The 26,918-nt window shown below is 70.2% G+C and carries 25 protein-coding genes, 1 tRNA gene and 1 pseudogene; 6 read left to right on the top strand and 21 right to left on the bottom strand.

The window, feature by feature from the left end; all coding sequences use genetic code 11:
- Positions 1–18 precede the first annotated feature (18 nt).
- From ACIA5G_RS00715 to ACIA5G_RS00705, 3 genes are all read left to right on the top strand, one after another.
- On the top strand, positions 19–831 hold the full coding sequence (locus tag ACIA5G_RS00715) for a CPBP family intramembrane glutamic endopeptidase (protein ID WP_395920131.1): 813 nt from the start codon (positions 19–21) through the stop codon (positions 829–831).
- 40 nt (positions 832–871) lie between these two features.
- Positions 872–2,059 carry an arginine deiminase gene (locus tag ACIA5G_RS00710; RefSeq protein ID WP_395921833.1) on the top strand — a complete coding sequence of 396 codons (1,188 nt, stop codon included), beginning with the start codon at positions 872–874 and terminating at the stop codon, positions 2,057–2,059.
- Between the two features lie 148 nt (positions 2,060–2,207).
- Positions 2,208–2,762 (top strand): ferritin, encoded by a 555-nt coding sequence (locus tag ACIA5G_RS00705; RefSeq protein ID WP_395920130.1) that lies wholly within the window; start codon positions 2,208–2,210, stop codon positions 2,760–2,762.
- A gap of 88 nt (positions 2,763–2,850) precedes the next feature.
- Here ACIA5G_RS00705 and ACIA5G_RS00700 read toward each other — a convergent pair whose 3' ends face one another.
- From ACIA5G_RS00700 to ACIA5G_RS00685, 4 genes are all read right to left on the bottom strand, one after another.
- Complete coding sequence (locus tag ACIA5G_RS00700) at positions 2,851–3,675, bottom strand: hypothetical protein (protein ID WP_395920129.1); 825 nt, start codon at positions 3,673–3,675, stop codon at positions 2,851–2,853.
- Positions 3,672–4,184: a SigE family RNA polymerase sigma factor gene (locus ACIA5G_RS00695; RefSeq protein WP_395920128.1), complete on the bottom strand. Its 513-nt coding sequence runs from the start codon at positions 4,182–4,184 to the stop codon at positions 3,672–3,674. The genes ACIA5G_RS00700 and ACIA5G_RS00695 overlap by 4 nt, the downstream gene beginning before the upstream one ends.
- Before the next feature lie 210 nt (positions 4,185–4,394).
- On the bottom strand, positions 4,395–4,748 hold the full coding sequence (locus ACIA5G_RS00690) for a DUF952 domain-containing protein (RefSeq protein WP_395920127.1): 354 nt from the start codon (positions 4,746–4,748) through the stop codon (positions 4,395–4,397).
- Between the two features lie 129 nt (positions 4,749–4,877).
- Positions 4,878–5,759 (bottom strand): DUF5926 family protein, encoded by an 882-nt coding sequence (locus ACIA5G_RS00685; protein WP_395920126.1) that lies wholly within the window; start codon positions 5,757–5,759, stop codon positions 4,878–4,880.
- A gap of 53 nt (positions 5,760–5,812) precedes the next feature.
- On the opposite strand from ACIA5G_RS00685, the gene ACIA5G_RS00680 reads away from it, so the two are divergent.
- Positions 5,813–6,979, top strand: a complete 1,167-nt coding sequence (locus ACIA5G_RS00680; RefSeq protein WP_395920125.1) for a cytochrome P450 — start codon at positions 5,813–5,815, stop codon at positions 6,977–6,979.
- Between the two features lie 150 nt (positions 6,980–7,129).
- Here the strand turns inward: ACIA5G_RS00680 and mca are convergent, their stop codons facing one another.
- Positions 7,130–7,975 (bottom strand): mycothiol conjugate amidase Mca, encoded by an 846-nt coding sequence (mca, locus tag ACIA5G_RS00675; protein WP_395920124.1) that lies wholly within the window; start codon positions 7,973–7,975, stop codon positions 7,130–7,132.
- Positions 7,972–9,315, bottom strand: a complete 1,344-nt coding sequence (locus ACIA5G_RS00670) for a DHA2 family efflux MFS transporter permease subunit (protein WP_395920123.1) — start codon at positions 9,313–9,315, stop codon at positions 7,972–7,974. Before ACIA5G_RS00670 ends, mca begins: the two co-directional genes overlap by 4 nt.
- Positions 9,316–9,412: 97 nt before the next feature.
- Between ACIA5G_RS00670 and ACIA5G_RS00665 the strand changes: the two genes are divergently transcribed.
- Positions 9,413–10,009, top strand: coding sequence for a TetR/AcrR family transcriptional regulator (locus ACIA5G_RS00665; RefSeq protein WP_395920122.1), 597 nt, complete (start codon positions 9,413–9,415; stop codon positions 10,007–10,009).
- Here the strand turns inward: ACIA5G_RS00665 and ACIA5G_RS00660 are convergent, their stop codons facing one another.
- The 15 genes and pseudogenes from ACIA5G_RS00660 to ACIA5G_RS00590 form a co-directional block, all read right to left on the bottom strand.
- On the bottom strand, positions 10,010–11,041 hold the full coding sequence (locus ACIA5G_RS00660) for a DUF4328 domain-containing protein (protein ID WP_395920121.1): 1,032 nt from the start codon (positions 11,039–11,041) through the stop codon (positions 10,010–10,012).
- A 2-nt stretch (positions 11,042–11,043) separates the two neighbouring features.
- Positions 11,044–11,403, bottom strand: coding sequence for a rhodanese-like domain-containing protein (locus ACIA5G_RS00655; RefSeq protein ID WP_395920120.1), 360 nt, complete (start codon positions 11,401–11,403; stop codon positions 11,044–11,046).
- 84 nt (positions 11,404–11,487) lie between these two features.
- Complete coding sequence (locus ACIA5G_RS00650; RefSeq protein WP_395920119.1) at positions 11,488–13,116, bottom strand: cation acetate symporter; 1,629 nt, start codon at positions 13,114–13,116, stop codon at positions 11,488–11,490.
- Positions 13,113–13,463 carry a DUF485 domain-containing protein gene (locus ACIA5G_RS00645; RefSeq protein ID WP_395920118.1) on the bottom strand — a complete coding sequence of 117 codons (351 nt, stop codon included), beginning with the start codon at positions 13,461–13,463 and terminating at the stop codon, positions 13,113–13,115. The genes ACIA5G_RS00650 and ACIA5G_RS00645 overlap by 4 nt, the downstream gene beginning before the upstream one ends.
- A gap of 204 nt (positions 13,464–13,667) precedes the next feature.
- Positions 13,668–15,458: a cation acetate symporter gene (locus tag ACIA5G_RS00640; RefSeq protein ID WP_395920117.1), complete on the bottom strand. Its 1,791-nt coding sequence runs from the start codon at positions 15,456–15,458 to the stop codon at positions 13,668–13,670.
- 30 nt (positions 15,459–15,488) lie between these two features.
- Positions 15,489–16,016 carry a hypothetical protein gene (locus ACIA5G_RS00635; RefSeq protein WP_395920116.1) on the bottom strand — a complete coding sequence of 176 codons (528 nt, stop codon included), beginning with the start codon at positions 16,014–16,016 and terminating at the stop codon, positions 15,489–15,491.
- Between the two features lie 13 nt (positions 16,017–16,029).
- Positions 16,030–16,866, bottom strand: coding sequence for a LytR/AlgR family response regulator transcription factor (locus tag ACIA5G_RS00630; RefSeq protein WP_395920115.1), 837 nt, complete (start codon positions 16,864–16,866; stop codon positions 16,030–16,032).
- A gap of 81 nt (positions 16,867–16,947) precedes the next feature.
- A complete protein-coding gene (locus tag ACIA5G_RS00625) occupies positions 16,948–18,360 on the bottom strand; it encodes a carbohydrate-binding protein (RefSeq protein ID WP_395920114.1) in 1,413 nt (470 codons plus the stop codon).
- A gap of 116 nt (positions 18,361–18,476) precedes the next feature.
- Entirely contained in the window at positions 18,477–19,601 is a 1,125-nt protein-coding gene (locus ACIA5G_RS00620; RefSeq protein ID WP_395920113.1) for a TetR/AcrR family transcriptional regulator, read from the bottom strand.
- Position 19,602: 1 nt separating this feature from the next.
- Positions 19,603–21,147: pseudogene (locus ACIA5G_RS00615) on the bottom strand (long-chain-fatty-acid--CoA ligase); the annotation flags it as partial.
- Between the two features lie 82 nt (positions 21,148–21,229).
- Complete coding sequence (locus ACIA5G_RS00610) at positions 21,230–22,075, bottom strand: S49 family peptidase (protein WP_395920112.1); 846 nt, start codon at positions 22,073–22,075, stop codon at positions 21,230–21,232.
- A gap of 19 nt (positions 22,076–22,094) precedes the next feature.
- Positions 22,095–23,411 (bottom strand): histidine kinase, encoded by a 1,317-nt coding sequence (locus tag ACIA5G_RS00605; RefSeq protein ID WP_395920111.1) that lies wholly within the window; start codon positions 23,409–23,411, stop codon positions 22,095–22,097.
- A 248-nt stretch (positions 23,412–23,659) separates the two neighbouring features.
- Positions 23,660–24,520, bottom strand: coding sequence for an Fpg/Nei family DNA glycosylase (locus ACIA5G_RS00600; RefSeq protein WP_395920110.1), 861 nt, complete (start codon positions 24,518–24,520; stop codon positions 23,660–23,662).
- A gap of 39 nt (positions 24,521–24,559) precedes the next feature.
- The gene (locus tag ACIA5G_RS00595; RefSeq protein WP_395920109.1) at positions 24,560–25,000 is read right to left on the bottom strand and encodes a DUF983 domain-containing protein; all 441 of its coding nucleotides are present in this window, start codon (positions 24,998–25,000) and stop codon (positions 24,560–24,562) included.
- 113 nt (positions 25,001–25,113) lie between these two features.
- Complete coding sequence (locus tag ACIA5G_RS00590) at positions 25,114–26,631, bottom strand: zf-HC2 domain-containing protein (RefSeq protein ID WP_395920108.1); 1,518 nt, start codon at positions 26,629–26,631, stop codon at positions 25,114–25,116.
- Between the two features lie 188 nt (positions 26,632–26,819).
- Between ACIA5G_RS00590 and ACIA5G_RS00585 the strand changes: the two genes are divergently transcribed.
- A tRNA-Gly gene (locus ACIA5G_RS00585) sits at positions 26,820–26,892 on the top strand.
- The last annotated feature ends 26 nt before the right edge of the window (positions 26,893–26,918 follow it).

The following is a 26,918-nucleotide window of genomic DNA, read 5'->3' as shown; positions in this document are numbered from 1 at the left end:
CGAAGGTAGCGTGCGCACATGACGTTCACCGCGCGATCGTGGCTGGCCCCCGCCCGCCCCGAGTTCCCCGGGACGATCGAGGACCCGCGGGAACGCCGGGCGGTCAAGATCGAGCTGCTGATCGTCTTCGGGATCACGCTCGGCCTGTCGGGCGTGCGCAGCCTGTTGTCCCTTGTGGACTCGCTGCTGCAGCCGGTGCCGCTGGCCCAGCAGCAGGCGCAGCTCAACGTGCCCCAGGCCGCGGCGAGCCTGATCGACCTGCTCAAGCAGCTGCTGTCGGCGGCGCAGCTGGTCGGCTGGGGCGCGCTCGGGCTGTACTTCCTGTGGCGCGCCGGGATCAAGATGGCGCAGGTCGGGCTGGACCGCCGGTCCCCCGGCCGCGACGCGCTGCTGACCCTCGGGCTGGCCGCGCTGATCGGGATTCCGGGCCTGGCGCTGTACTTCGTCTCCTACCACCTCGGCTTCAGCCTGGCCGTGCAACCGTCCACTTTGGGCGACACCTGGTGGCGGCCGATTTCGCTGACGCTCTCGGCGTTCGGCAACGCCTTCGCCGAGGAAGTGCTGGTGATCGGGTACCTGCTGACGCGGTTGCGCCAGCTCGGCGTCCGCGAGAACAACGCGCTGTTCGGCGCGGCCGTGCTGCGCGGTTCGTACCACCTGTACCAGGGCTTCGGCGGGTTCGTCGGCAACTTCATCATGGGGCTGGTGTTCGGGCGGCTGTGGCAGAAGACGAACCGGCTGTGGCCGCTCGTCGCGGCGCACACGCTGTTCGACTTTGTGTCCTTCGTCGGATATGCCCTGCTGAAGGGGCACGTTTCCTGGTTGCCCTGACTAAGCTCGGGGGGTGATCGACGAAACGACACCTCCCCGGGTGGACAGCGAAGTCGGACCTCTGCGCGCGGTGCTGCTGCACCGGCCCGGCAACGAGCTCAAAAGGCTGACGCCCCGCAACAACGACCAGCTCCTGTTCGACTCGATCCCGTGGGTCGACCGGGCCCAGGCCGAGCACGACGCGTTCGCCGACGTGCTGCGCAGCCGGGACGTCGAAGTCCTGCTGCTGGCCGACGCGCTCCGGACGGCACTGGAGGACGACCGGGCCCACGCGGCCGGCGTGCACGCGGCGGTCGACGACCGGCGGCTCGGCGGCGACCTCGCCGACTCGCTGCGGTCGCACCTTTCCGGCGTCGACGCGGCCGGCCTCGCCGAGGTGCTGATGGCCGGGATGACGTTCGAGGAGCTGCCGTCCGCGGAGGGCGCGTCGCTGGTGCGGATGATGAACCACCCGCACGACTTCGCCGTCGACCCGCTGCCGAACCTGCTGTTCACCCGCGACTCGTCGGCGTGGATCGCCGACCGGGTGGCGATTTCGTCGCTGACGATGCCCGCGCGCCGCCGCGAGACCGCGGTGCTCGACCTGATCTACGCCTACCACCCATACTTCCGGCACGCCGCCCGCGCGTACGGCGCCCATTCGGCGCCGATCGAAGGCGGCGACGTGATGCTGCTGGCGCCGGGTGTGCTCGCCATCGGCGTCGGCGAGCGGACGACCGCCGCCGGCGCCGAGTCGCTCGCCCGGTCGGTGTTCGCCGACGGCATCGCGCACACCGTGCTGGCGGTGCCGATCGAGCAGTCGCGAGCGACCATGCACCTGGACACGGTGTGCACGATGGTCGACGCCGACGCGGTGGTGATGTACCCGCTGGCGCGTGACTCGCTGACGGCGTTCACCATCCGCCCGACCGGCGACGGCGGGGTCAAGGTGGCCGGCCCGACGCCGTTCCTGGTGGCCGCGGCCGAGGCGATGGAGATCGACCGCCTCCGTGTCATCGACACCGGGCTCGACCCGGTGACGGCCGAACGTGAGCAGTGGGACGACGGCAACAACACACTCGCGCTGGCGCCGGGTGTGGTGGTCGGTTACGAGCGGAACGCCGAGACGAACGAGCGGCTGGAAGCGGCCGGCATCGAGGTGCTCCCCATCGCGGGCTCCGAGCTGGGCTCCGGCCGGGGCGGGCCGCGGTGCATGTCGTGCCCTGTGCGCCGAGACCCGCTTCGTTGATCAAGGTAAGCCTTCCCTAAATGCGATTATCCTTTTAGGGAAGGCTTACTTAAATTAGGTTTGTCTTCTTTAGGAATGGTAACCCTAATAGGGGGTAGATCACCAGCCAAAAGTGGTGTTGATTCGAATTCTGTCGTACCGTATGGCCATGGCCCTCACCAAGAAGAAAGAACCGCGCTCGAAGTTCTACGAACTGCTGCAGGCGCAGATCCACAACGAGTTCAACGCGTCCCAGCAGTACATCGCGCTCGCGGTGTGGTTCGACGCCGAGGACCTGCCGCAGCTGGCGAAGCACTTCTACAAGCAGTCGGTCGAAGAGCGCAACCACGCGATGGCGCTCGTGCAGTACATGCTCGACCGCGACCACCACGTCGAGGTCCCCGGCACCGGCGAGGTGCGCAACGAGTTCTCCGGCGTCACCGAAGTCATCGAGCTCGCGCTCGAGCAGGAGAAGGAAGTCGCCAGCGACATCTCCGCGATGGCGAAGGCGGCCCGCGCCGAAGAGGACTACATCAGCGAGCAGTTCACGCAGTGGTTCCTCAAGGAGCAGGTCGAAGAGATCTCCCAGATGAACACGCTGCTGAACGTCGTCAAGCGCGCGAACGGCAACCTGTTCGAGGTCGAGAACCACCTGCACCGCGAGTCCGTCGGCGACAACGGCGCCGACTCGCAGATGCCGCCGGTCGCCGGCGGAAAGCTCTGACGCTCTCCCACCACGCAGCAAGACAGCAAGACCGGAAACCCGGGCTCTCCCCCTGTGGACAGCCCGGGTTTCCGCATGGGGCCGGCGCTCAGCCGGCGCAGTCCTGGTTGAGACTCATCAGGCTGGTCTCGACCACCCCGGTGCCCCCGAGGCGGAAGTGGTACTCGGCCGCGGCGCCGGTGGGCGCGGCGACCCCGCCCGACTCCTCCTTGGCCGCGGGGTAAGCGGCGAGGATGTCTTCCTTCGTCGACCCGCCGCCGATGCCCTCGGCGGTGTGCGCGACCTGCGCCGGGGTGACCACGGTGAGCCCGACGGCCTTCGAGATGACGACGGTCGCCGACGCGGGGACTCCGCTGCCCTCAACCGTGTAGACGCTGCACGCGGCCCCCGCCTGCGTCTCGCTGAGGGTGACGGCCTGCGCGGCGACCTCGGCCTCGGACATGCCCAGCTTCAGCCGGCCGAAGCCGTCGGAGGCGAGCAGCGGGCCGTCCGTCACGCGCGGGAGCGTCGACGGCTGCTCCGACGGCCTCGGCCGGCCGGGCTTCGACGTCGAGGCGGGCGGTGGCGGGGAAACCTGGATGTCCTGGGTGCTCGTCGGCCCGGGCGTCGACGGCTCCGGCTGTCGACCGGGCGTCAGGTTCTCGGGCGGCTTGACGCTGATCACGGACCCGTCGGCGGACATCACCGCCGTGCCGTCCTCGGTGTGGAGCCGGAATATCGTCAGCCCACCCGCGATGGCGACCACGCCGGCCGCGACCCCCGCCACGGCCTGCACCGTGTGGCGGCGACGGCGACGCCGGCGCGCACCGGTAACGATGACCGAGCCGGCGTCGGGTGGCGGCGGAAGGTCGAGCCGTTCGTCGGCGAACATCGCGCGCAGGCGCTGCTCGAGCTCGTCCTCGGAGATGTTCAACCCGCGTCACTCCCTTCGCCTTCGCCGTCGACCGACTTGAGCTTCATCCGCAGCGAGGCGATCGCCTTGCTGGCCTGGCTCTTCACGGTTCCCTGCGTGACACCGAGGGCACCGGCGATCTCCGCTTCCGTGAGACCTTCGTAGTAACGCAGCACCATGACGGCGCGTTGCCTCGGCGGCAGCGTTCGTAACGCGCGCCACAGCGGCTCGTGCTCGAACGGGTCGGCCGGCACGTGCGGACTGGTGTCCGGCAGGTCGGCCACCAGGTTCTCCCGGCGCGTGCGGCGCCAGCGGCTCACGTGCGCGTTCGCCATCGAGCGGCGGACGTAGGCCAGCGGGTCGCCGGTCTTTTCGTGCACGTAGGACCAGCGCGAGCCGATCTTCTCCAGCACGGTCTGCACCAGGTCCGCGGCGTCGTGCGGGTTGCCGGTGAGCGCGTGGCCGTACCGCAGCAAGCCCGGCAGGGTGGCCTGCACAAAATCGCCGAAGTCGACCAACTCACCCGGCAACGTCGCGGCCCTCCCTCGGCCTGCGCTGGTCACCCAGGTATCTCCCCCGGTGAAGACGGGTGCCGCAGCGGTCACCGTATCGCCTCCCATCGGGGTCGGGTAGCCAGAAGCCGAGTCGCCTTCCTCCCCAACACGCATCACAGCCCCCTCAGGTTGCCTGCGTTCCCGCCCGGATTCGGAGCCGCACGGACGGGTGATGAATTGTCCACGTCAGCGGTGCGCGAGCGCGTCCGGCAGCCGGAAGCCGCCGTCCGCCGTCTCGCCGAATTCGTGCACGCCGACCACCGCCGCACGCGGTAGCGGGCCGTACACGTGGGGGAACCAGATCCCGGCCGGGTGCGGCGGCTCGCCGTCCTCCCAGCGGACCGGGACGCCGACCTTCGCCGGGTCGATCTCGAGCAGGACCAGGTCGGTCCGGCCCCGGTAGAGCGCGTTGGCCGGCAGGTGCGCCGTGCCGAAGTCGGAACAGTGGATGAACCCGACTTCCCCCAGCGACGGCGGCCGGTATTCGCCGCCGTCGCCCACTCCGGCCCAGTCGGCCGCCCCGCAGATGTGGAGTATCACGCCGAGAATCGTCCCACCGGCGTGCGCCGGCGGCGGTGTCTCGTGCGCCACAAAAGCCCTGGTTGAACGCTCATCGAGCGGTTACGGACCACCGGTTCCCACCGGTAGTCCGGCGCTCGTTGACCGCGCTCAGCGCAGGGTGAGCTGACGGCCGATGAGGCCGTCGCGCGCCCGCCGCTCGGCGGCGTTCAGCGGTTCGGCGTCGAGCGACTTGAACGCCGTGTCGAGACGGGCGCCGAGCGCGTCCTTCGCCTCCGCCCACTCGCGGGCGTGGGCCTCGGGGTCGAGGTCCCACACCGGGACCAGCAGGCCGTGCGCCCGGAAGGAGCCCGCGTAGCGCGAGCCTTCGCCGAGACCGAGTTCGCCGGCCGCGGACAGCCGGGCCAAGGCCTGGAGCAGCAGGTTCTCCGGCTCCGGACGGACCCAGCGCAGGTGCGCCTTCTCGCCGGCGAGGACCCAGTAGGCGCCCGAGCCGAGGCGCTCGGTCGGCATGATCGCGGCGTTCGCGCGCTCGAGGGAGACCGCGACGTCACCGGTCGCGTCCGCGTCCTCGGGCAGCCACCAGGCGAAGTCGGTGTGCAGCGTGACGTCGAGCTCCGCGCCCGGGGTCAGCAGGTCCTGGAGGCGGGCGTGCTCGTCGGCCTCCGGCGGGGTGGTGGTGTCCGGCACGCCGAGGACATCACCCTCCTTGGCGTCCAGCAGCCACTTCAGCGAGCGGCCGAGGTCGCGGCTGATGTCGGAGGAGCGGGTCTGCACCTGCAGGCCGAGGTAGCGCTCACCGTCCGAGCGGACGAAGGCGGCCGCGGCCATCGGCAGCACGGTGCCGAGGGTGACGTCACCACCGTCGGCGAGGGTCAGCTTGGCCGTCGCGGACGGCACGAACTCGCGCAGCGCGATCAGCTCGGGCTCCGCCGCCAGGCCTTCGAACGGCTGGCCGACGAAGACGTCGCGCACCTTCGGCTTGCGGTCCGATGCCTGCTTGGGACCCTTCTTGCGCGCGCCCTTGCCCACTGCTGCCTCCTCTGGCTCGGCTTGAGACGCTATCGAAGGGTTAGTCTCGCGACGTGTTCGACCCCCGCGATCCCGTGTTCCTCGAAGACCCGTACCCGGCGTTCGCCGCGCTCCGCTCACAAGGCGACGTCCATTTCCACGACGGCCTCGGCCTGGCCGTGGCGGTGTCACACGCCGCGTCGTCAGCCGTGCTGCGCCACCGCGGGCTCGGCCGGATCTGGCAGGACGCCCAGCCGCTCGAACGGTTCGCCTCGTTCAACCTGCTGCACCGCAACTCGCTGCTGGAGAACGAGCCGCCGGCGCACACCCGCCTGCGCCGCCTGATCGCGGGCGCGTTCGGCCGCGGCCACGTCCAGCGGCTGCGCCCGATGGTCGCGACGCTCGCCGACCGCATGGCCGACAACCTGGCCAAGGCGATCGCTGCCGACGGCAGCGCCGACCTGCTCGAGCACCTGGCCCAGCCACTGCCGGTCGCGGTGATCGCCGAACTGCTCGGCGTCCCGGGATCCGATGGGCCCCGCATGGTGGAGTTGTCAAACAGCATCGTGAAGATGTACGAGTACGGCCTGCCCGAGGAGGGCCGCGACGCCGCCGAGCAGGCGGCCGAGGAGTTCGTCGCGTACATCCGCTCGGTCGCGGTCTCCCGCGCCGCTTCGCCGGGCGACGACATCATCAGCGACCTCCTGCGCAGCGAGCTGACGCCCGACGAGCTCGTCGCGACCGCGGTGCTGCTGCTGATGGCCGGCCACGAAGCGACAGTCAACGTGCTCGGCAACGGCATCACGGCCCTGCTCACCCACCGGGACCAGTGGGAGCGCCTGCTGGCCTCGCCGGCACTGCTGGACTCGTGTGTGGAGGAGCTGATCCGGTTCGACGCGCCCCTGCAGCTGTTCGAACGGACGGCCACCGAGGACGTGACGATCTCCGGGTACGTCGTTTCGGAGGGGCAGAAGATCGGCGCGCTACTGGGTGCCGCGGCCCGGGATCCGAAGGTGTTCGACGCGCCGGACCGCCTCGACATCGGACGGACACCGAACGCACACCTCGGCTTCGGGCTCGGGATTCACTACTGCGTGGGTGCTCCTCTCGCTCGGGTGGAGATCGCCGCGGCGTTGAGCGCGTTGGCGGAGAAGGTGCCGGGGTTGCGGCTGGCGGAGGCTCCGCCGCGACGGCCGGAGTTCGTGATCCGGGGGTTGCGGGAGCTTCGGGTCACGGTCTGACGCGCTGCGCGTTCCGGCTTGGCGTGATCCGGGGCGGATCTCGCGTGGCTGGAAGCCGATCTCGTGTGATTGAAGGCGGATCTCGCGTGATTGGACGGGCATCTCGCGTGATTGGGGAGGCATCACGCGTGATTGGAGGGGCGACATGGGTCATGGGGTTACTCCGGTGAACAGGTTGTCTTCCAGGTCCGGGCCGGGGGTTGGGTGGGCTAGGTGGTAGTCCTCGTACGGCCAGACTTTTCGTTCTATTTCTCGTGAGTGGGTGAAGAACGGGCCGGCCGGGTCGATCTGGGTTGCGTGGGCCAGGAGGGCGCGGTCACGGGTCGAAAAGTGGGCTTCGCAGCGGATCCTGGTGGTGACCGCGAGTTTGTCTTCGGCGGGAAGTTCGTCGAGGACCGCGCCCATCGAGGACTTCAGGCCGGCGGCCAGGGTCGCGTCGTGGAGGGTTTGGAACCAGGCGCGGCTCAGGACCGCTTGGTAGTACAGCTTTTGTGGCTGCCACGGCTCGCCCGCGCCCGGGTAGCGGGCCGGGTCGGCGGCTGCGGTGAAGGCTTCGCGGGTCACCTCGTGGGTGCGGATGTGGTCGGGGTGGGGATAACCGCCGGTTTTGTCGTACGTGATCACGACGTGCGGGCGGAACTCGCGGATCAGCGCAACCAGCGGGGCGGTGGCCTCTTCCAGCGGCAGAGCCGCGAAGCAGCCTTCGGGCAGTGGCTCGCCTTCGCCGGGTAGTCCGGAGTCGACCAGGCCCAGGAAACGCTGGCGCACACCGAGGATCTCGGCGGCGGCCGCCATTTCGCGACGGCGGATCGCCGGGAGGTCGGCGCGGGTCTTGTCGGTGTCCAGGGCCGGGTTGAGGATGTCGCCGCGTTCGCCGCCCGTGCAGGTGGCGATCAGGACATCAACACCTTCGGCGGCGTAGCGAGCCAGGGTGGCCGCGCCCTTGCTGGACTCGTCGTCCGGGTGGGCGTGGACGCTCAGCAGGCGTCGGGTCATCGGGGGCTCCTTGCCGGGAAGAAGGCTGCGGGGATCAGGGTCAGCGCGGACATGGCCAGCGCCCAGGTGAAGGTGGTGCCGAAGGCCGTGGGTGCGGCCGAAGCCGAGAGTTCGTCGTGGAGGATCGCCGCCAGCAGTGCCGTGCCCAGCGAGCCGCCGATGCGGTTGATCACGTTGAACGCGCTTGCCGCACGCGGAATGCGCGAGCGCTCCAGTGAGCTGTACAGCGTTGTCATGCCCGGGGTGGTCGCCGCGCCCAGGCCGGCCCCGCGGATCAGCAGGGACAGCGTCAGCCAGATCCCGCTGGGCTCCGAACCGAGCTGGGTGAACGCCACCGTGCCCAGCAAGGACAGGACGATGCCGGCCAGCATCATGCGGCGCGGACCGAAGCGGGCCAGCAGACGGCCGGCGAGCAGGACCGCCGCCGACCCCAACGCCTGTGGCGCCAGGAGAAGCCCGGCCTGCAACGCGCTCGTGTGCTCGACCTGTTGGTAATACAGCGGCAGCAGCAACATCGAGCTGTACAGGGACGCGCCCAGCAGGAACGTGCTCCCGCTGGCGACCGCGAACCCCCGGTCCCGGAACAGCTTCAGGTCGAGCACCGCAAAGCGCGTCCGGGAAGCGTGGACGCCGTACGCCAGTAGCAATGCCGCTCCGGCCACCCAAGCGATCGTCACGCCATCGGCCAGGCCGAAGACAAACGCGGCCAGCCCCGGGGAAAGCAGCAGGATTCCCCGGACGTCCAACGGCTCGCGGGTGCCGGAAGGCGGGGGAACCGGGAGGAAACGGCGGGCGAAGACGAACGTCGCCACCCCCAACGGGACGATGCCGAAGAACATCCAGCGCCACCCGAAGTCCGCCACCAGCGCGCCGCCGAGCAGCGGGCCCAGCACCGGGGCCACGGTCGCCGGGAGCGTGATCACGCCGATCATCCGGCCCAGCGCCGGACCCGCCGCCTGCGCGAACACCGCCTGGCCGACCGGCTGCATCAGGCCACCGCCCAGGCCGTGCAGCACCCGGAACACGATCAGCGCGGGCGCCGACCAGGCGAAGCCGCACAGCAGCGTGCCCGCGGTGAAGATCGCCACCGCCGTCAGCCAGACCGCGCGGCCGCCGAAGCGGTCGGCCAGCCAGCCCGACAGCGGGATCGCCGCCGCGGCCGCGAGCAGGTACGCGCTGGCCACCCACTGCACGGTCGGCAACGAGCTGCCCAGGTCACGGGCGATCGAGTCGATCCCGACGGTCACGATCGTCGCGTCCAGGATCGACAGCACCGCGCCCATGATCAGGACACCGCCGAGCCGCCACAACGCCGCATCAGGACGGACTGCCGTCGTCATCTCCACCCCCCAGAAAATTAGGTCGGACCTCAGATTAGGTCCGACCCAGTAGATAGGTCAAGCACAATCTTGGGTCCGACCCAGTAGAGTGACGCCCATGAGCGAGGGACTCCGTGCCCAGAAGAAGCACGAGACCAGGCGAAACATCTCCGACGTCGCAACCCGGCTCTTCATCCGGGACGGCTTCGAGGACGTGACGATCGCGGAGATCGCCACCGAGGCCCGGGTGGCCAAGATGACCGTGACGAACCACTTCCCGCGCAAGGAAGACCTGGTCTTCGACATCCGCACGGACTTCACGGCGTGGCCGACGGAGCTGATCCACGACAGCGTCTTCCACGACACCCGCGAGCTCTACTTCGAGATGCTCGACGCCCAGCACGCGCTGGTCGGCTTCTCGGGCCGCGGCTTCGCGCGGATGATCGAGCAGAGCCCGATCCTGAAGAACGCGCTGCACGAACTGCACCGCGAGCGCGAGGCGAACCTCACCGAGCTCCTGACCCGGCGGCACCCCGGCGACGGGCTCCGGCCGGTGCTCGCCGCCGCACACCTCACGACACTGCTTCGTGTGCTCTTCGAGGACGTCTACGGCCGGGTGCTCGAGGACCAGCCGAGGGACGCGATCGTCGACGCCGTGTGGCCCACCGCGGAACTGGCCTTCGACCAGCTCGAACCGGTCTTCGGGACGTACTGACTAACGCGCCGCGCCGGCCGGGCGCCGGTTCCGCAGCTCCGGCTCCGGGGCGCCGTCGACCTTCAGCACGCGCATCTCGCGCACGGCCCGCGCGTCCGAAGGCGCCAGCAGCGCCGAGAACCGCCGGACCACCAGCGCCGTGACGACGGCCAAAGCGGCAGCGGCCAGGTCGGTCAGGGCGACCATCACGACACTGTCGGCCATCGACTGGACGTCGTCGCGGAAGCGCCAGACGATCGTCACGCCCAGCAGAACCCAGTTCAGCAGCCAGGCGCCCCACCACACGAGCACCTGGCGGGACGGCTTCGGGCGGACTTCGCGGGGGCGGCCGAGCACCGCGTGCTCCAGCTCGCCGACGATCGAGAGCGCCATCGGCAGGTTCGCGATCGGCACCAGGACGCCGACCAGCACCTGCCACACCGGCCGCGGCGGGTCGTCACCCGAGACGTCCGCCGCCGCCTGCCGGGCGACCAGCAGCCACCACACCGACAGGCCGGCGGGCAGCAGCGCGAGGATCGAGGCCAGCAGGCCCGCGGTGAGCACAAAGCCGTCGGAGAAGGCCACCACCGAGCGGGTCAGCGCGGCGTCGCGGCCCTGGACGAGCAGCACGTAACGCCAGATTTCGGCGCCGGCGGCGACCACGGAGAGGACGGCGAACCCGAAGAGCACGCCGATCAGGCTGCGGCTGAGCACCGGCACGCGGTCGATCGGGCGGAGCTCGTCGGACGCCGTGCCGGGCACCGACGTCGGGCGGCGCCAGACCAGGTTCGGGAAGCCCCAGCGCGGGGGCACCGGGTACGACGGCGGCCCGAGGTACCGCTCGGGCTGCGTCACCCGGCGCCGCGGCCACGCCCCGGGCGGCGGGGTCGCCACCCAGCGCAGCTTCGGCCGGTGGGCCGGGCGGCGGTGGTACGGGTACACCTCCGGCTGGGCGGTCGGCGTCCGGCCCTGCAGCTGCTGGGCCGTCGGCGGCGGCGCCGCGGGGCGCGGCCAGTACCCCGGGGGGTACTGCGGAGGCTGACCCGGCTGCAAGGCTAGATCACTTCGGGATCGATGCCGGGGTGCTCGCCGACCATGGGACGGTCTTCGCGCTGCCACGCGCCCATGCCGCCGGCGACGTTCACCGCGTCCCAGCCGCTCTGGTTGAGCCACGCGGTCGCGCGGGCGGACCGGCCGCCGCTGCGGCAGATCACGTGGATCGGCTGGTCGTCGGGCAGGTCGGTCAGCTCGCCGACACGGGCGGGCAGCTCCCCCATCGGGATGTGCACCGCGCCGGGCGCGTGCCCGGCGGCCCACTCGTCGTCTTCGCGGACGTCGAGCAGCACGAGGCCGTCCTTGGGCAGGTCGCGGACCTCGGCGGTCGGCAGTTCAGCAGGGCTCACCACGATCTCCATGCTGCCATGCGAGGGCGTTGCCCGCGCGTGAGGTGGACAAGAGAACGGGCCTCCCGGTGTCCGGGAGGCCCGTTCGCCGGGAAATCAGTGCGTGACGGCCTTCTCGGAACCCGCACCGGTCAGCGCGCGGACCTCCATCTCGGCGTACTTCGCCGGGTTGCGCTCCTTCGACAGGACCGTGCCGAGCCAGCCGAGCAGGAACGCCGCCGGGATCGAGACCAGGCCCGGGTTGTCGAGCGGGAACCAGTGGAAGTCGACCCCCTGGATCATCGACGCGCTCTTGCCCGTCTTCGCGTCGATCGGCTTGCCCGACACGGCCGGCGAGAACACGATCAGCACGATCGTGACGACCAGGCCGCCGTAGATGGACCACAGCGCGCCCTGGGTGTTGAACCGCTTCCAGAACAGCGAATACAGGATCGTCGGCAGGTTCGCCGACGCCGCCACCGCGAACGCCAGGGCCACCAGGAACGCGACGTTCTGGCTCTTCGCCAGGATGCCGCCCGCGATGGCCACCGCACCGATCACCAGCGCCGTGATCCGGGCGACGCGGACTTCGCCGCCGGTGGAGACCTGGCCCTTCTTGATCACGTTGGCGTACACGTCGTGGGCGAACGACGCCGACGCCGTGATCGTCAGGCCCGCGACCACCGCGAGGATCGTCGCGAACGCGACCGCGGAGATGAACCCGAGCAGCACCGGGCCGCCCAGTTCGAGCGCCAGCAGCGGGGCCGCCGAGTTCGTCGTCCCGGGCGCCTTCGAGATCTTGTCCGGCCCGACGATCGCGCCCGCGCCGTAGCCGAGCACCAGCGTGAACAGGTAGAACACGCCGATCAGCACGATGGCCCAGACCACCGAGCGACGCGCGTCCTTCGCGGTCGGCACCGTGTAGAAGCGCATCAGGACGTGTGGCAGCCCCGCCGTGCCGAGGACCAGCGCGATGCCCAGCGACAGGAAGTCGAGCTTCGTCGTGCCCGTCTTGCCGTACTGCTTGCCCGGGTCGAGCAGCGCCGCGCCGCCCTTGCCGCCCTTGTCGACGGCGGCCTGGAAGAGGCTGGAGAGGTTGAAGCCGTACTTGCCGAGCACCCACAGCGTCATCGCGAACGCGCCGACGATCAGCAGCGCCGCCTTGATGATCTGCACCCAGGTGGTGCCCTTCATGCCACCGATCAGCACGTACAGGATCATGATCACGCCGACGACGGCGATCACGACGTCCTGCCCCACCTCACCTTCGATGCCCAGCAGCAGGTTGACCAGACCACCGGCGCCGGCCATCTGCGCGAGCAGGTAGAAGAACGAAACGGCCAGCGTCGAAATCGCGGCCGCCGCGCGCACCGGTGCCTGTTTCATCCGGAACGCGAGCACGTCGCCCATGGTGAACTTGCCGGTGTTGCGGAGCAGTTCCGCGACCAGCAACAACGCGACGAGCCACGCGACCAGGAAGCCGATCGAATAGAGGAAGCCGTCGTAACCGTTGATGGCGATCGCGCCCGCGATGCCGAGGAACGACGCCGCCGAGAGGTAGTCACCGGAAATGGCGATGCCGTTCTGCGGACCGGTGAAAGCCCGGCCGGCGGCGTAGTAGTCGGACGCCGTCTTCGTGTTGCGGCTGGCGCGGAACACGATCACCAGCGTGATCGCGACGAAGACCAGGAAGATGATGATGTTCAGGGTGGAGTTGCTGCCCTCCACGCCCGCGGCGAAGTTCATTTGCCGGGTTCCCCTTCGATCTGGGCGCGGATCTCGTCGGCGACCGGGTCGAGCTTCCGGTTGGCGTAGCGCACGTACAGCCCGGTGATCACGAACGTCGAGACGAACTGCAGGAGGCCGAAGACCAGGCCGACGGTGATGTTGCCGAACAGCTTCGTGCTCATGAAGCTGTGCGCGTAGTCGGCGAGCAGGACGTAGAGCAGGTACCAGAGCAGGAACAGCGCGGTCATCGGGAACACGAACGACCGCAGTCTGCGGCGCAGATCCGTGAATTCGGGACTCGCTTGGATCGTCTCCCAGTCGGTCTGCGGCTCCGCGCCACCGACGTCTTGTCCGGTGCTGCTCACAGCGGATCTCCACCTTCCCGTTCTCGTACTGGCCGTACTGTTTGAAGCCAACGGACCGTAAAGAGTTGACGGCGTAGTTGGTAAGCCCCCAATCGGGCGCTTGACCTTGAGTAGAAGCCCACCGAGAGATTCGCGCGTGATGTCCGGTTGGTGGGCCCGATCTCACACGATCGGGTAAAGAATTTCTGACCGCGTGTCAGTGACTCACTTGCGGTGCCGGCCCCGGCCGGCGATCCGGGTCTTCTCCTCGGCCTGCCCGAACCGCGCGACGGCCCGGTCGCGCATGAAGCCGAGCGGGTCGGGCGCGTGCAGCCGCAGCATGATGTCGTGCACGTGCTCCGGCCGGCCGTACCCCGTCGCGCGGCTGACCAAGTACGTCGTCACGAACGCGACCGGCACCGTGATCAGCGCCGGCTGGTTGACGAACCAGGGCGCCCAGCCGCCGGTGTACCCGCTCACGACGTTGACCACCAGCGCCGCCAGCACCAGCGCGCCGCCGACGAACATCCCCGTCAGCGCCCCGGGCCAGGACAGCTTGCGCCACCAGATGCCCAGCACCAGCAACGGGCTGAACGTCGACGCCGCGAGCGCGAACGTCAGCCCGATGGACAGCGAGATGTCCTCCGGCCGCAGCAGCACGGCCAGCGCGATCGGGAACAGCGCGACGAGCCCGGTCGCCACGCGGAAGTCGCGCACCCGGCCGGGCAGCAGGTCCGTCGACACCACACCCGCGACGCTCACCAGCAGCCCGGACGTGCTCGACAGGAACGCGGCGAACGCACCGGCCGCGGTCACCGCGCCGAGGAGCTGGCCGCCGATCCCCGGCAGGATCGCCGAGGGCAGCCGCAGGATCGCAGCGTCCGTCTTGCCGGTGACCAGCAGCTCCGGCACGTACATCCGGGACAGCGCGCCCAGCAGCGTCGGGAACAGGTAGAACAGCCCCAGCAGCAGCAGGACGTGCACGGTGGTGCGGCGCGCGGCCTTGCCGTCGGGGTTGGTGTAGAAGCGGACCAGCACGTGCGGCAGGCCCATCGTGCCGAGGAACGTCGCGAACATCAGCGAGTACGTCTGGAACAGGTCGGTGAGGCTGCCCGACCCCGGGTGCAGCCAGTTCGAGTTGGTCGCGACGGAGTCGCTGACCACCGGCACCGGCGTGCCGGCCATGAACTTCAGCGTGGTGCCTTCGGAAACCGTGTGCGGCGCCAGCGGCGTCCAGTGCGTCGGCCCGGCGGCCGGGCCGTTGTCGGTGCGGCCGTAGGCGTACAGGAAGGTGTCCGAAGTGACGTGCAGCGTGACGTCGGTCTGCACGTCCACCGTGGTGTCGCTGATGAACACCGGCGGCGCCGCCGCGCCGAGCGGGCGGAAGCCGTCCGGGCCGCCGCCGGCGAAGAAGACCATGCACAGCGCAAAAGCGGGCACCGAGATCGCGAACAGCTTGAGCCAGTACTGGAAGGCCTGGACGACGGTGATCGCGCGCATGCCGCCGGCGATCACGTTGAACGCCACCACGACCATCACCGCGACCGCGCCGGCCCACACCGGCACCGGCAGGATCGTCGCGAGGGTCAGGCCGGCGCCCTGCAGCTGCGGGACCATGTAGAGGATCCCGATGAACACGACGAACGCCGTGGAGAACCGGCGCAGCCCGATCGAGCCGAGCCGCATCTCGAGGAAGTCGGGCAGCGTGTACGCGCCGGAGCGGCGCAGCGGCGCCGCGACGAAGAGCATCAGCGCGAGGTAACCCGCGGTGAAGCCGATCGGGAACCACAGCGCGTCGGCGCCGTCCTTGAGCACGATCCCGGCGATGCCGAGGAACGACGCCGCGGACAGGTACTCACCGGAGATCGCCGCGGCGTTGCGCCGGGACCGCACGGTGCGCCGCGCGACCAGGAAGTCGTGCGTGCTCGTCGCCGACCGCGAGGAGCGGTGACCGAGGTAGAAGGTCACCACGGCGACCAGCACGATGCCGGTCACGGCCCACGGGTTCAGCTGCACGGGAGGAATCCTCGCACGAGTCGTGCGGAGCTAGTTTTCGATCATGTCCACGAACGCGCGTTCGTTGCGCTCGGCCAGCCGGTTGTACCAGATGCCGACCCCGAACAGGAACGGGAACGGCAGCACGCCGAGGATCAGCCAGGCCACCGGGATGCCGACCACGCTCAACCGGGAGAACCCGGGCAGCAGGTAGAACAGCACCGGCAGCGAGCCGAACACGCCGACCACGAGCAGCGAAAGCAGCATCGCCGTCCGCAGCTGCACCTTCACCAGGTGGTCCTTCACGAGCAGCTTTCCCCAGCTGGTCTGCTCTTCCAGCTCGACGCGGGCGCGCAAGGTGCCGGCACCGCGACGCGGGTCGTTGAGGATCACTCGTTCCCGCTTGGGTCTGGCGTGGTGCTCCGGCTTCGCCGGCTCTTCCTCCGGCGCCGGGGGCAGCGACTCGACGACGGCCCGGTCCTGTGGCTGGGGCTGCGGCAGGGGCCGCCGGCGCCGGCCGAGCGTGGGATCGGGTTCGCGGACGCCGTTCGCGCGGCGCTCGTAGAAGTCGTCGGTCATGACCGGGCCCGGTTCAGCCGTTCCGGCCTGAGCCGACCAACCGGTCCTTCAGCGCCCGGGTGTGCCGCCGGCTCACCGGCAGCACCTTCTCCTCGTTGCCGATCACGACCTGGTAGCCGCCCTGGCCCATGCGCAGCTCGGTGATCAGCGGCAGCGCGACCAGGAACGACCGGTGGATCCGGACGAACCCGGCCTTCTCCCAGCGTTCCTCGAGCTGGGCCAGCGGGATGCGGACCAGGTGGCTGCCTTCGGTGGTGAACAGCCGCGCGTAGTCGCCCTGCGCCTCGACCCAGCGGACCGACGAGCGCGGGATGAGCTTGGTGGTGCCGGCCAGCTCGACCGGGATGACCTCGTCGTCGTTCTTCACCCCGGGCTCGCCGCCCATGGCGCCGGGCTGGGGCGCGGCCGCCGAGGCCAGCTTCTCGATCACGCGCGTGATCGCGCGGTCGAGGCGGTCCTGCTGGTACGGCTTGAGCACGTAGTCCAGCGCACCGAGGTCGAAGGCGTTGACCGCCTCCTCCGCGTGCCCGGTGACGAACACGAGCGCGGGTGAAGGACGCAGCGCGGCGAAGACGCGGGACATCTCCATGCCGGACAGGCCGGGCATGTCGATGTCGGCGAAGACGGCGTCGACGATCGGCAGGCCACGTTCCTTGCGCTCGCGTAGCCTCGGGTCGTCCGTCGAGAGGATGCGCAGCGCCTCGGACGCGTCGATCGCCGGGAACACCTTCGCCACGTGCGGGCTGTTGGTCAGGCAGTGGACCAGTTCGTCAAGGCCTTTCGGCTCGTCGTCCACAGCCAGGACCACGAGCTTCCGGGTGTCATCGTGAGCACTCACAGTGAAACGCATCCTGCCCATTGCCGAGTGCAATGTCCAGCCCCCGTCCGCCTGAAGTGGGGGACCCGCGGCCGGGGCCGCGGGTCCCTCGTCTCAATGCACGAACGTGAACCAGTTGAGGTTCACGAAATCCGCGGGCTGACCGCTCGTGAACGTCACGTACACGTTGTGCACGCCCGTCACGCCGCTGATGTTCGCCGGGACCGTCCGCCAGCTCTGCCAGCCGCCCGTGTTGCCGACGGCGAAGCTGCCGATCGGGGCGTTGGAGAGGCTGTCCAGCCGGACCTCGACCAGGCCGCTGACCCCGCCCGCGGCCCCGGACGCGACGCGCGCCTGGAAGTTGGTCGCCGCGGAGCTGCCGAAGTCGACGCCGGGGTAGAGCGCCCAGTCGCCGTTGCCCGCCGGCCCGATGTTCTGGCCGCCGCCGGTGTCACTGGTCGTCTGCTTGGCCAGGCCGTTCTGCTGCGTGTACGACTCGGCCTGGATCGTGCTGTACGCGCTGCCGCCGCCACCCGGAGGCGTCGTGGTCGTGGTGGGCGGTGTCGTGGTGCCGCCACCGCCGGTGCCGCGGGTGGTCACCGTGACGTAGTCGACGACCATCGGGCGCCCCGGCACGATCCCCGGCCCCGGCGTGGTCGTGCCGGAGTTGTTGTTGGGGAACGCGCCGCCGATCGCGACGTTCAGGAGCACGAAGTAGCCGGAGTGGCTGGTCATGTTGGCCCAGGTCGTCGCGTCGACCTGGTTCTGGCTGACCGAGTGGAACTGCTGGCCGTCGACGAACCAGCGGAACACCTGCGGGCTGGTGCTCGCGTCCCATTCGAAGCGGTAGGTGTGGAAGGCCGACTGGCAGCTGCTGCCGGGGCAGGCCCGGTTGGCGACGATGCCGGTGGTCTCGTTGCACGGGCCGCCGGGGTTGACGCCGCAGTGCAGGACGCCCCAGACGGAGTTGATCCCGTTGACGTTCTCCATGATGTCGAACTCGCCGACGGCGGGCCAGTTCCACCAGTTGCCGCGGTACGGGCCGCCGAGCGCCCAGAACGCCGGCCAGTAGCCGAGCGCGGCGGCGCCGGTGACGTTCGGCATCTGGATCCGGCTTTCGATCCGCAGGACCCCGCCCGCCGGCGGCTTGAAGTCGGTGCGCTGGGTTTCGATCCGCGCCGACGTCCAGTTGCCCGCGCCGTCGCGCAACGGCGTGATGCGGAGGTTGCCGGCACCGTCCTGGGAGAGGTTGCTGGTGCTCGACGTGTAGTTCTGGATCTCGCCGGTGCCCCAGTTGCCGGGGCCGCCGGGGTAGGCGTGGCCGGTGTCGATGATCCAGTTCGAGCCGGACGGCAGCGAGCCGGAACCGCCGGTGAAGTCGTCGGCGAAGACCGTGGTCCAGCCCGATTCCGGCGGCGGGATCGACGCCGCGGCGGGCATGGTCAGCGGGATGGCGATGAGCGCGGCGCCGAGCACGGCGCCGGCACCGAGTGCGAACCGTCTTGGGGAGCGGGAGAGGTGGGGCATCAGGTACGACCTCCTTGTCGTCCGGATTTGTTGCCGATCACAACAAAGCCCGTTCACGAGGGAACCTGATGCCTCTCACCCTGACCAGAGGCGTTACGCAGACAGGGTGATCCAGGTCACAAAGTCTGCCCGGAAGTACCCAAACCGGACAGCCCGAGCAGGGCCGATCCGACCACGCGGAGCGCGTCCGCAACACCGGGCAGCGTACGCAGGTGTGGCGTCCGGGCGACGTCGTTGACCACCGTGAGCGCGGCTTGGACCCGCACCCGCGCCGGGCCCGCGCCGAGGTCCGGGTGGACGTCGAGCAGCAGCCGGACCCACGCCTCGACGTACGCGCGCTGGGTGCGGCGCAGCTCGTGCCGCTCGGGTTCCGGCAGCAGCCCGACCTCGGTGATCAGCAGGTCGACCACGTCGTGGTGGGCCAGCGAATACTCGGCGTAGGACCGAAGCAGCGTGGGCAACGACGCCGTCCGCAAGCCCTCGCCGAGCGCGTCGGCGCCGGTGCGCAGGGCCGTCATCAGCAGCTCGGCCTTGCTCTCGAAGTGGTGGTAGACGCTCGGCCCTGCGATCCCGGCCGCCGCGCCGACCTCCTCGATGGCGACGCTGTGGAAGCCACGCTCGGCGAAGAGCCGGGTCGCGGTCGTCAGCAGCAGCTCACGCCGGTTCGCAGGCTCGACGACCGAGACGTCGGTGCGTTTTCCCAGATCCGGGAGGCGGGTCGCGGCAACCGAGGTGGCCAGGGACGTCATCAGCTCGTCGTAGGCCGGGCGCGGCAGGTCGACACCCTGGAAGGAGACGCTGACCAGCACCGCGAGCACCGCCCAGGCCAGCAGCCCGGCCTGGTCGGCGGTCAGCTCCCGGCGCCGGTCCCGCAGCTCCCCGGCGAGCTGCCCCGCCAGCCGCCGCAGTGGTTCGCCGACGCGGTGGCGTTCGGCCGGTTCGAGGTGGCGGGACTCGCGCTGCCACAGGACCCCGACGTCGCGCCGGTCGAGCGCACCGGTCGCCAGTTCGGCGAAGTCCGTGACGGCGAGCGCGGTCAACGCGTCCTCGACCACCGCGGCCAGCAGCTCCTGCTTGCCGCGGAAGTGCCGGTACAGCGCGGACGGCCCGATCGCGACGGCCTCGGCGACGTCGCCCATCGCGACGTGGGGGTAACCGCGGCGCGCGAACAGCTCGGCGGCCGCGGTGACGATCAGCGCGCGGCGGTTGCGCGGCCGGGTGCCGCGAGGGGGTGCGGACAAGTCAGTGGACCCCGCGGTCGCCGTCGGTCCAGTGCCGTTTCCGCAGCTCACGCTTGAGGATCTTGCCCGCGCCGGACATCGGGAGCGCGTCGGTGAACTCGAAGGTCCGCGGCACCTTGTAGCCCGCGATCGCGTCGCGGCAGAAGTCGCGCAGCTCGTCACCGGTCGCTTCGCGGCCGTCCTGCAGCACAACGACGGCGTGCACCCGCTCGCCCCACTGCTCGTCCGGCACGCCGATCACCGCGCACGCGGCCACCGACGGGTGCTTGGCCAGCGCGTTCTCCACCTCGGCCGAGTACACGTTCTCGCCGCCGGACACGATCATGTCCTTGATCCGGTCGACAACGAAGACGTAGCCGCGCTCGTCCATGTAACCGCCGTCGCCGGTGTGCATCCAGCCGCCGCGCAGCGCGGTCGCCGTCTCCTCGGGGCGGTTCCAGTAGCCGAGCATCACGTGGTCACCGCGGCAGACGATCTCGCCGACGGTGTGGCGCGGCACTTCGACGTCGTCCACGTCGACGATCCGGACCTCGGCGTGCGGCGCCGCCCGCCCGGCTGCGCATCGCAACGCGGGGTCGTCGTGGTCCTCCGAGGACAGCAGCGTCGCGACCGGGGACAGCTCCGTCATGCCGTAGGCCTGCACAAAACCCGCGCCGGGGAAGACCTTCCGGGCGCGGTCGAGGACGGCTTCGGAGATCGGCGAAGCGCCGTAGACGACGTGGTTCATCGACGTCAGGTCGTGCTTTCCGACGTCCGGGTGGTCGACGAGCAGCTGGATCATCGTGGGCACCAGGAGCGTGTCCGTGACACGGCGGCCGCTGATCGCCTCGAGCACGCCGGCCGGGGTGAACATCGGGACGATCACGTGGGTCGCGCCGACGAGCTGCCCGGCCGCCCAGGCCGCGCCGTCGGCCAGGTGGAACATCGGCGCGGCGTGCAGCAGCTTGCCGCGCGCGGTGAGGAAGCGGCCGGTGGCGAGGCTGCCCAGCGCCGACGTCAGCAGGTTGCGGTGGCTGAGCATGACGCCTTTCGGCGTGCCCGTGGTGCCGCCGGTGTAGTAGACGCCGAGCAGGTCGTCCCCGCCGCGGCGCGCGTCGTCGACCGGGTCGGCGCCGGCGACGAGGTCTTCGTAGCCGAGCATCCCGTCCGGCGTCGGTGTCTCGCCGATGTGGACCACGGTGGTCACGCCGGCTTCGCGCAGCTTCGGCACCATCGGGACGAAGGCGTCGTCGACGAGCAGCACGCGCGTGTCGGACTCGGTGAGCGAGTAGGCGATCTCTGCCGGGCTCCAGCGGATGTTGATCGGGTTGAGGACGGCGTTCGCCCAGGGCGTGGCCAGCAGGTACTCGTGGTAGCGGTCGGAGTTGAGGGCGAGGATCCCGACGCGGTCACCGGCGCCGACACCGAGCTCCTTGAGCGCCCCGGCGAACCTGGCGACACGCTTCGCGACCTCGCCGACGGTCCGGACGCGGTCGCCGAACTCGGTCATCGGCCGGTCGGGGCCCTGCTGCACGGCCTGGTGGAGGGTCTGCGTGAGGTGCATCCGCCGCTCCTTTGCGGTCCGGTCCCCTAGCGCTGATTCACTTAGGAGACCAGACCTCGACGGCTGACCGCCGTCGAGGGAAGGGTCAGAGACCGAAGCGGGACCAGGCCGCCTTCTGCGTCACCGCGTCGAGCACCGCGGACGCGGCGGCGGGGGCACCCACGCCGAGGCGGGCCAGGAGCGGGCGCTTCGGCTCGGCGACCGAGATGTCCGCGTCCGGGTAGCGCTCGGTGATGATCTGGCGGAGGCTGCCGACGCCGTCGATCAGCCCCAGCTCGGTGGCCTTGGCGCCGAGCCAGACGTCGCCGGTGAAGAGGTCCTCGGTGTCGGTCAGGCGGTCGCCGCGACGCTCCTTCACCCAGCTCACGAACAGGTCGTGGAGCTGGGTGTGCATCTTCTTCAGCCACTCGACGTCTTCGGGCTTCTCCGGCGAGAACGGGTCGAGGCGTGACTTGTTCGCGCCTGCCGTGTGGAGCCGGCGTTCGATGCCGAACCGCTCCAGCAGGCCGGTGAAGCCGAAGCCGCCGCTGATCACGCCGATCGAGCCGACCATCGACGTGCGGTGCGCGAAGATCTCGTCGGCCGCGCAGGCCAGCCAGTAGCCGCCGGACGCGGCGACGTCCTCGCAGAACGCCAGCACCGGCACGCCCTTTTCGTCCGCCAGCTGCCGGATCCGCTCGGCGACCAGCCCGGACTGCGTCGGCGCGCCGCCCGGCGAGTTGATCAGCAGCGCGACCGCCTTCAGCCGGTCGTGGCCGAACGCCCTGGTCAGCGCCGACTCGACGGCGGTCAGGTTGATCGCGCCCCTGGCCAGCGGTGACGGCGACGGCGTGATCACGCCGTGCAGCTTCACCACGGCGACGACGTCCTTGCGCTCGACCCGGTCGGCGAGCCCCGGGATCCGCGAAGCCAGCTTGTTCGAAACGCTCATAACCCCAGGCTAGCCGGATTCAGCCCATGGGGAGGATGCCGGAGCGCGTGCCGTTGACGCCGTTGCCCTCGGCGCCGTTGAGCTGGGCCGGGCCCGCCTGGGCCGGCACGTCGGCGTCGGTGTCGGCGCTGTAGTCCGGCATGTTCGGCCGCACACCCGGGACGAACTTCGGCACCCGCAGCGTCACCTTCATGCCGGCGCCGGGGGCGGTCTCGACCATCACCGCGTAGTCGTTGCCGAACACCTGCTGCATGCGCTGGCTGATGTTGCCGAGCCCGACGTGCGCGCCGGTGCTGTGCGCGTTCTTGACGTCCTTCAGCCGGCGCGGGTCCATGCCGATGCCGTCGTCTTCGACGCTGATCAGCGCTTCGGTGCCGTAGTCCTGCGCGATCACCGTGACGCAGCCGCCGCTGGGCTTGCTGGCCAGGCCGTGCTTGACCGCGTTCTCCACCAGCGGCTGGATGATCAGGAACGGCACGACCACGCTGAGCACCTCGGGCGCGATCTTCATCCGCACCTCGAGCCGGCCGCCGAAGCGGGCGTTCTCGATGGTCAGGTAGCGGTCGATGTTGCGCAGCTCCTCGGCGAGCGAGGTGAACATGCCCGACGTCCGGAACGAGTAGCGCGTGAAGTCCGCGAAGTCCTGAAGCAGCTCTCGCGCCTCTTCGGGGTCCGTGCGGATCAGCGCGGAGATCGTGTTGAGCGCGTTGTAGACGAAGTGCGGCGAGATCTGGGCCCGCAGCGCCTTGATCTCGGCCTGCTGGAGCTGGTGCTTCGACTCGTCGAGCCGCGCCAGCTCGAACTGGGTGCAGACGAACTGCGCGACGGCGTCGGCCATCTGCACCAGCCGCCCGCGGGTCCGGCCGACGACGATCAGCGCCGCCTCGGTCTCGCCCTCCACCAGCAGCGGCACGATGACGGCGGTCTTCATCCGGCAGGTGCCGCGGTGGTTGCAGGGCATCCGGTCGTGCGCGACGACCTCACGGCGGTGCTTGCGGATGGCGGCGCCGATCGCGTCGACGAGGTCGACGTAGTGCTCGTTCGCCTCGCCGTCCCAGGACAGCAGCGTGCCTTCGCTGTCGGTGATCCCGACGGCGACGCAGTCGAGCATCTGCAGCAGCTGCGTGGTGATCTTGTCGGCGGCGTCCTCGTCCAGGCCGGAACGGAGGTTCGGCGCCGCCTTCGACATCCGGTGCACCGCCTGCAGCATGGCGTCCTCGACGACGCTGGCCGGCTTGCGCTGCTTCACGAGCAGCACGATCACCACGATGCCGAGCAGCACCGCGATCCCCCACGGAACGATCTGCGCAAGCGGAAACCCGGACACGGCGTCCATGCTCTGCGCTCGACCAACCGGGTGCAAGGCCTGATCCCACTTTCTGTCGAACTGTGATGACCGAGGGTTGAGGAGACCCTACCGAGAGTCGGAACCGCCCCTTCAAAGTCACAGTCCGCAACACGCGAGCGGCAGGTCCTGTTCCACGCTTCCGGGGAAAGTGCCAGGAAGGACGCGGTTTCGGGAACTCCGGTCACGGAACCGGCGACGGCCGGCACAGCACGTGCGGCCGAACGGGGGAATCTGCGCTACTTGAGCAGGCGCGACATCCGCCGGTCGGCGAGCGGCTTGCCGCCGGTCTGGCAGGTCGGGCAGTACTGGAACGACTTGTCGGCGAACGAGATCTCGCGGATCGTGTCTCCGCAGACCGGGCACGGGAGCCCGGTGCGCGCGTGCACCCGCAGGCCCGAGCGCTTCTCGCCCTTCAGCCGCGCCGCCTTCTGCCCCACCGAGCGCTGGACGGCGTCGGACTCGATCTCGACGATCGCCTCGGCGAGGATCTCCAGCGCGCCGTCGTCGAGCTTGCCGATCGTCGCGTACGGCGAGAGCTTCGCGCGGTGCATGATCTCGTCGGAGTAGGCGTTGCCGATGCCGGCGATCAGGGACTGGTCGGTGAGCGCCCACTTCAGCCGGGTGTTCTTCCCGGCGAACAGCTCCCGCAGCTGCGTGGCGTCCAGCGCCAGCGCGTCCGGGCCGAGCCGAGCGACGCTCGAGATCTCCTGCGGGTCCTTCACGATCCACACCGCGAGGCCCTTCTTCGTGCCCGCTTCGGTGAGGTCGAAGCCGGGCCCGGTGGCGGACTCGAGGTGGACGCGCAGCGAGATCGGGCCCTTGCCCGGCTTGAGCGGCGCCGCGGCCAGGCCGTCCGACCAGCGCAGCCAGCCCGCGCGGGCCAGGTGGACGACCAGGTGCAGGTCGCCGGCGATGACGTCGAGGTGCTTGCCGTGCCGGGTCGCGCCGGTGATCTCGCGGCCGTGCAGGTCGGTCCACGGCGGCATCGCCGTCTTCAGCACGCTCAGCGATGCGACATCGATGCGGAAGATCGTCTGGCCGACGGCGTTCTCACGCAGGTGGTGGGCCAGCGCTTCGACCTCGGGTAGCTCGGGCATGGACCCAGTTTCACCCCTTCGGCCGAATTCCGGTACCGGCTACTCGACCGGGTGCAGCGGCCCGTCGAAGTCGGGCAGCGAATGCCGCTGAATGGTCTTGGAGATCTTCTTGACCTCACCCTGCACGGTGAACATGCCGCGGATGGTGCCGACCCAGCGCTCGGACGGCCGGTCGCCGGAGACGTCACCCTCGGTCTCCGCGACCACGGTCCACGGCCGGCGCAGGATCCACCGCAACGGGAAGAACAGCATCACGAGCAGGAGCGCCAGCAGCACCCACGCCGGGATGTTGACCTGGTCCGGGGTCCACACCACGAGGATCACGGCCAGCAGCGCGGTGACCACGATCATCGCGATGCCGGGGCCGTAGCTGCCGGCGACGTCGTGCTCGAAGTCGTCGGCCGTGGCCGGCGCACGCCATTCCATCTGGGCACGGACCACCCAGTCGCGGCCGTCTTCGCCGCGCACCAGCCGGTTCATTCAGTAGCCTCCCGGGCCGCCCGCAGGGTGAGCAGCTCAACGGTACCGTGCGCAGGCTCGACCGCGCGAGGGCGGAACCGGACATCCCACCCGGCGAAGTTGATCACCGCTGATCAGGACCCCGACAGGCTGGTCGAGGTCGAATCGTCCGGTTCGCTCGAACCAGTGACGGTGGACGTGCTGCCCGGGCACGGCTTCCCCGACGTCGGCGTCACCGAGGTCGACGGCTCCGTGGTCCCGGTGTCGCCGTCCGTCGGCTCGGGCTTGCCGGTCGGCGTCTCCTGAGGGCGGTCGACCGGCGAGAGCTCCGGCGCGTCCGTGTCACTGGATTCGGTGATCGTCATGTCCGGGGTCGTCGTCTCGGAGTCCAGTCGCGGTGACGTCGACGAGTGGTCGGGCGTGCTGAACGTCGACGACGTGATGTCGTCGCGCGGGGTCAGCTCGCCCCCGGCCGTACCGGGATCCCCGGCCGGGACGTCGCCGCCCGGCACGCCGGGCACTTCGTTCGCCCCGAGCTGGCCACTCCCGCTGCGCTGGCGGACCGGGACGACGCCGGTGCCGCGGCCGTTGAGCACGCCGATGCCGATCTGCGGGTCCGGCTGCGGCTGGGGCGGCGGCTGGTGGTGGGTCTCGGTCGGCGGCACCACCACGAGCTCGGGTGCGCCGCCGGTCAGCCCGACGTCCTGCACCGGCGTGGTCCCGAACAGCACCGGCCCGGCCGCGACGCCGACGGCGCCCACGGCGGCGGTCGACGCCAGCGCCAGCCCGATCTTGACCTTCGAGCCGACCAGGACACCCTTGACCGTCGCGCCCAGCCCGGCCAGCACCCCGCTGCCGCTCGCCGCGGCACCCGCGGCGGGCACCAGCAGCACCAGCACGCCGGCGTGCGCGCGCAGCGACGAACAGACGTCACGCAGTTCGTCCTGGGTCGCGCGGCACGACGGGCAGCCGTGCAGGTGCGCCTTGATCCGCTCGGCCTCGGCCCCGGTGACGCTGCCCGCGGTGAACCCGCCGAGCTTTTCGACCACCGCGCGGCACGAATCCGGCCCGCGATTGACCGACAAGTGTGCCTGTAAGTACGCCGCGCGGAGGCCCTGACGGGCACGTCGGGCCAGCGCCGCGGTGGCGTTCGCGCTCAATCCGAAGTGCGGGGCGACCATCGCGGGCTGCTCACCCTCGACCTCGGTCTGCCACAGGACCGACCGCCAGCGCTCGGGCAGGCTGGTGAACGCGGTGGTGATCAGCGTGTGCTCGGCCGTGCGAGCGTGCGTGTCGGCGCCCGCGCCGGCCCGGAAGGTCAGCTCGTCGTCGGAGACCGGGACGTCCCGGCGGGCGCCGTGCCACTCCCAGGAGACCCGGCGGGCGACGGTCAGCAGATAGGCGCGGACGTACTCCCTGGGGCCGGCGCCCCGGCGAAGGGCCTGGAGCACGCGGAAGAACGTCTCCGCGGTGATGTCCTCGGCCTCGGACCGGTCGGAAGCCAAGCTCTGCGCCAGTCTCCGGACGGCGGCGGCGTGCAACTCGAACAGCTCCCCGAACGCGGCGTCCTCGCCGTTTCGAAGTCGTTGCAGCAGTGCCTGCTCGTCGGATTCCGAGGCCGCTGGTGGCGGCACCGTGCCCAGCTCGGTCATCCGGCCCGGCACCTCCTCCCCGAAGGTCTCCCCGTTCGGTCGAATGGGGACACCATACGGAGGGAATCAGCCGTCGTCACCCCTTGTACGCCAGCTGTGACACCGAAGCACCGGGTCAGGGCACCGGGGGACCCGCTCATCGGAGCGCTCAAGGGAGGGTATAGAGTCTCTTCCATCAGCAAGGCAGTGCGGATGTAGCGCAGCTGGTAGCGCATCACCTTGCCAAGGTGAGGGTCGCGGGTTCGAATCCCGTCATCCGCTCAAGATCAAAGAACCGCTGCTCGGGA

The sequence above is a fragment of the Amycolatopsis sp. NPDC051758 genome (genome assembly GCF_044453095.1).
Classification (GTDB): Bacteria; Actinomycetota; Actinomycetes; order Mycobacteriales; family Pseudonocardiaceae; genus Amycolatopsis.
The sequence above is the reverse complement of the archived record's forward strand: the minus strand, read 5'-3'. Positions and strand labels throughout refer to the sequence as shown.

Bases quoted from the DNA above. Each gene is read 5' to 3' on its own strand.
- mca (WP_395920124.1), bottom strand. From the start codon at position 7,975: ATGACCCGACGCCTGCTGAGCGTCCACGCCCACCCGGACGACGAGTCC.
- ACIA5G_RS00625 (WP_395920114.1), bottom strand. From the start codon at position 18,360: ATGCCCCACCTCTCCCGCTCCCCAAGACGGTTCGCACTCGGTGCCGGC.
- ACIA5G_RS00665 (WP_395920122.1), top strand. From the start codon at position 9,413: ATGAGCGAGGGACTCCGTGCCCAGAAGAAGCACGAGACCAGGCGAAAC.
- ACIA5G_RS00635 (WP_395920116.1), bottom strand. From the start codon at position 16,016: ATGACCGACGACTTCTACGAGCGCCGCGCGAACGGCGTCCGCGAACCC.
- ACIA5G_RS00650 (WP_395920119.1), bottom strand. From the start codon at position 13,116: ATGAACTTCGCCGCGGGCGTGGAGGGCAGCAACTCCACCCTGAACATC.
- ACIA5G_RS00605 (WP_395920111.1), bottom strand. From the start codon at position 23,411: ATGGACGCCGTGTCCGGGTTTCCGCTTGCGCAGATCGTTCCGTGGGGG.
- ACIA5G_RS00610 (WP_395920112.1), bottom strand. From the start codon at position 22,075: ATGAGCGTTTCGAACAAGCTGGCTTCGCGGATCCCGGGGCTCGCCGAC.
- ACIA5G_RS00655 (WP_395920120.1), bottom strand. From the start codon at position 11,403: ATGGAGATCGTGGTGAGCCCTGCTGAACTGCCGACCGCCGAGGTCCGC.
- ACIA5G_RS00595 (WP_395920109.1), bottom strand. From the start codon at position 25,000: ATGAACCGGCTGGTGCGCGGCGAAGACGGCCGCGACTGGGTGGTCCGT.
- ACIA5G_RS00630 (WP_395920115.1), bottom strand. From the start codon at position 16,866: ATGCGTTTCACTGTGAGTGCTCACGATGACACCCGGAAGCTCGTGGTC.
- ACIA5G_RS00600 (WP_395920110.1), bottom strand. From the start codon at position 24,520: ATGCCCGAGCTACCCGAGGTCGAAGCGCTGGCCCACCACCTGCGTGAG.
- ACIA5G_RS00670 (WP_395920123.1), bottom strand. From the start codon at position 9,315: ATGACGACGGCAGTCCGTCCTGATGCGGCGTTGTGGCGGCTCGGCGGT.
- ACIA5G_RS00705 (WP_395920130.1), top strand. From the start codon at position 2,208: ATGGCCCTCACCAAGAAGAAAGAACCGCGCTCGAAGTTCTACGAACTG.
- ACIA5G_RS00590 (WP_395920108.1), bottom strand. From the start codon at position 26,631: ATGACCGAGCTGGGCACGGTGCCGCCACCAGCGGCCTCGGAATCCGAC.
- ACIA5G_RS00715 (WP_395920131.1), top strand. From the start codon at position 19: ATGACGTTCACCGCGCGATCGTGGCTGGCCCCCGCCCGCCCCGAGTTC.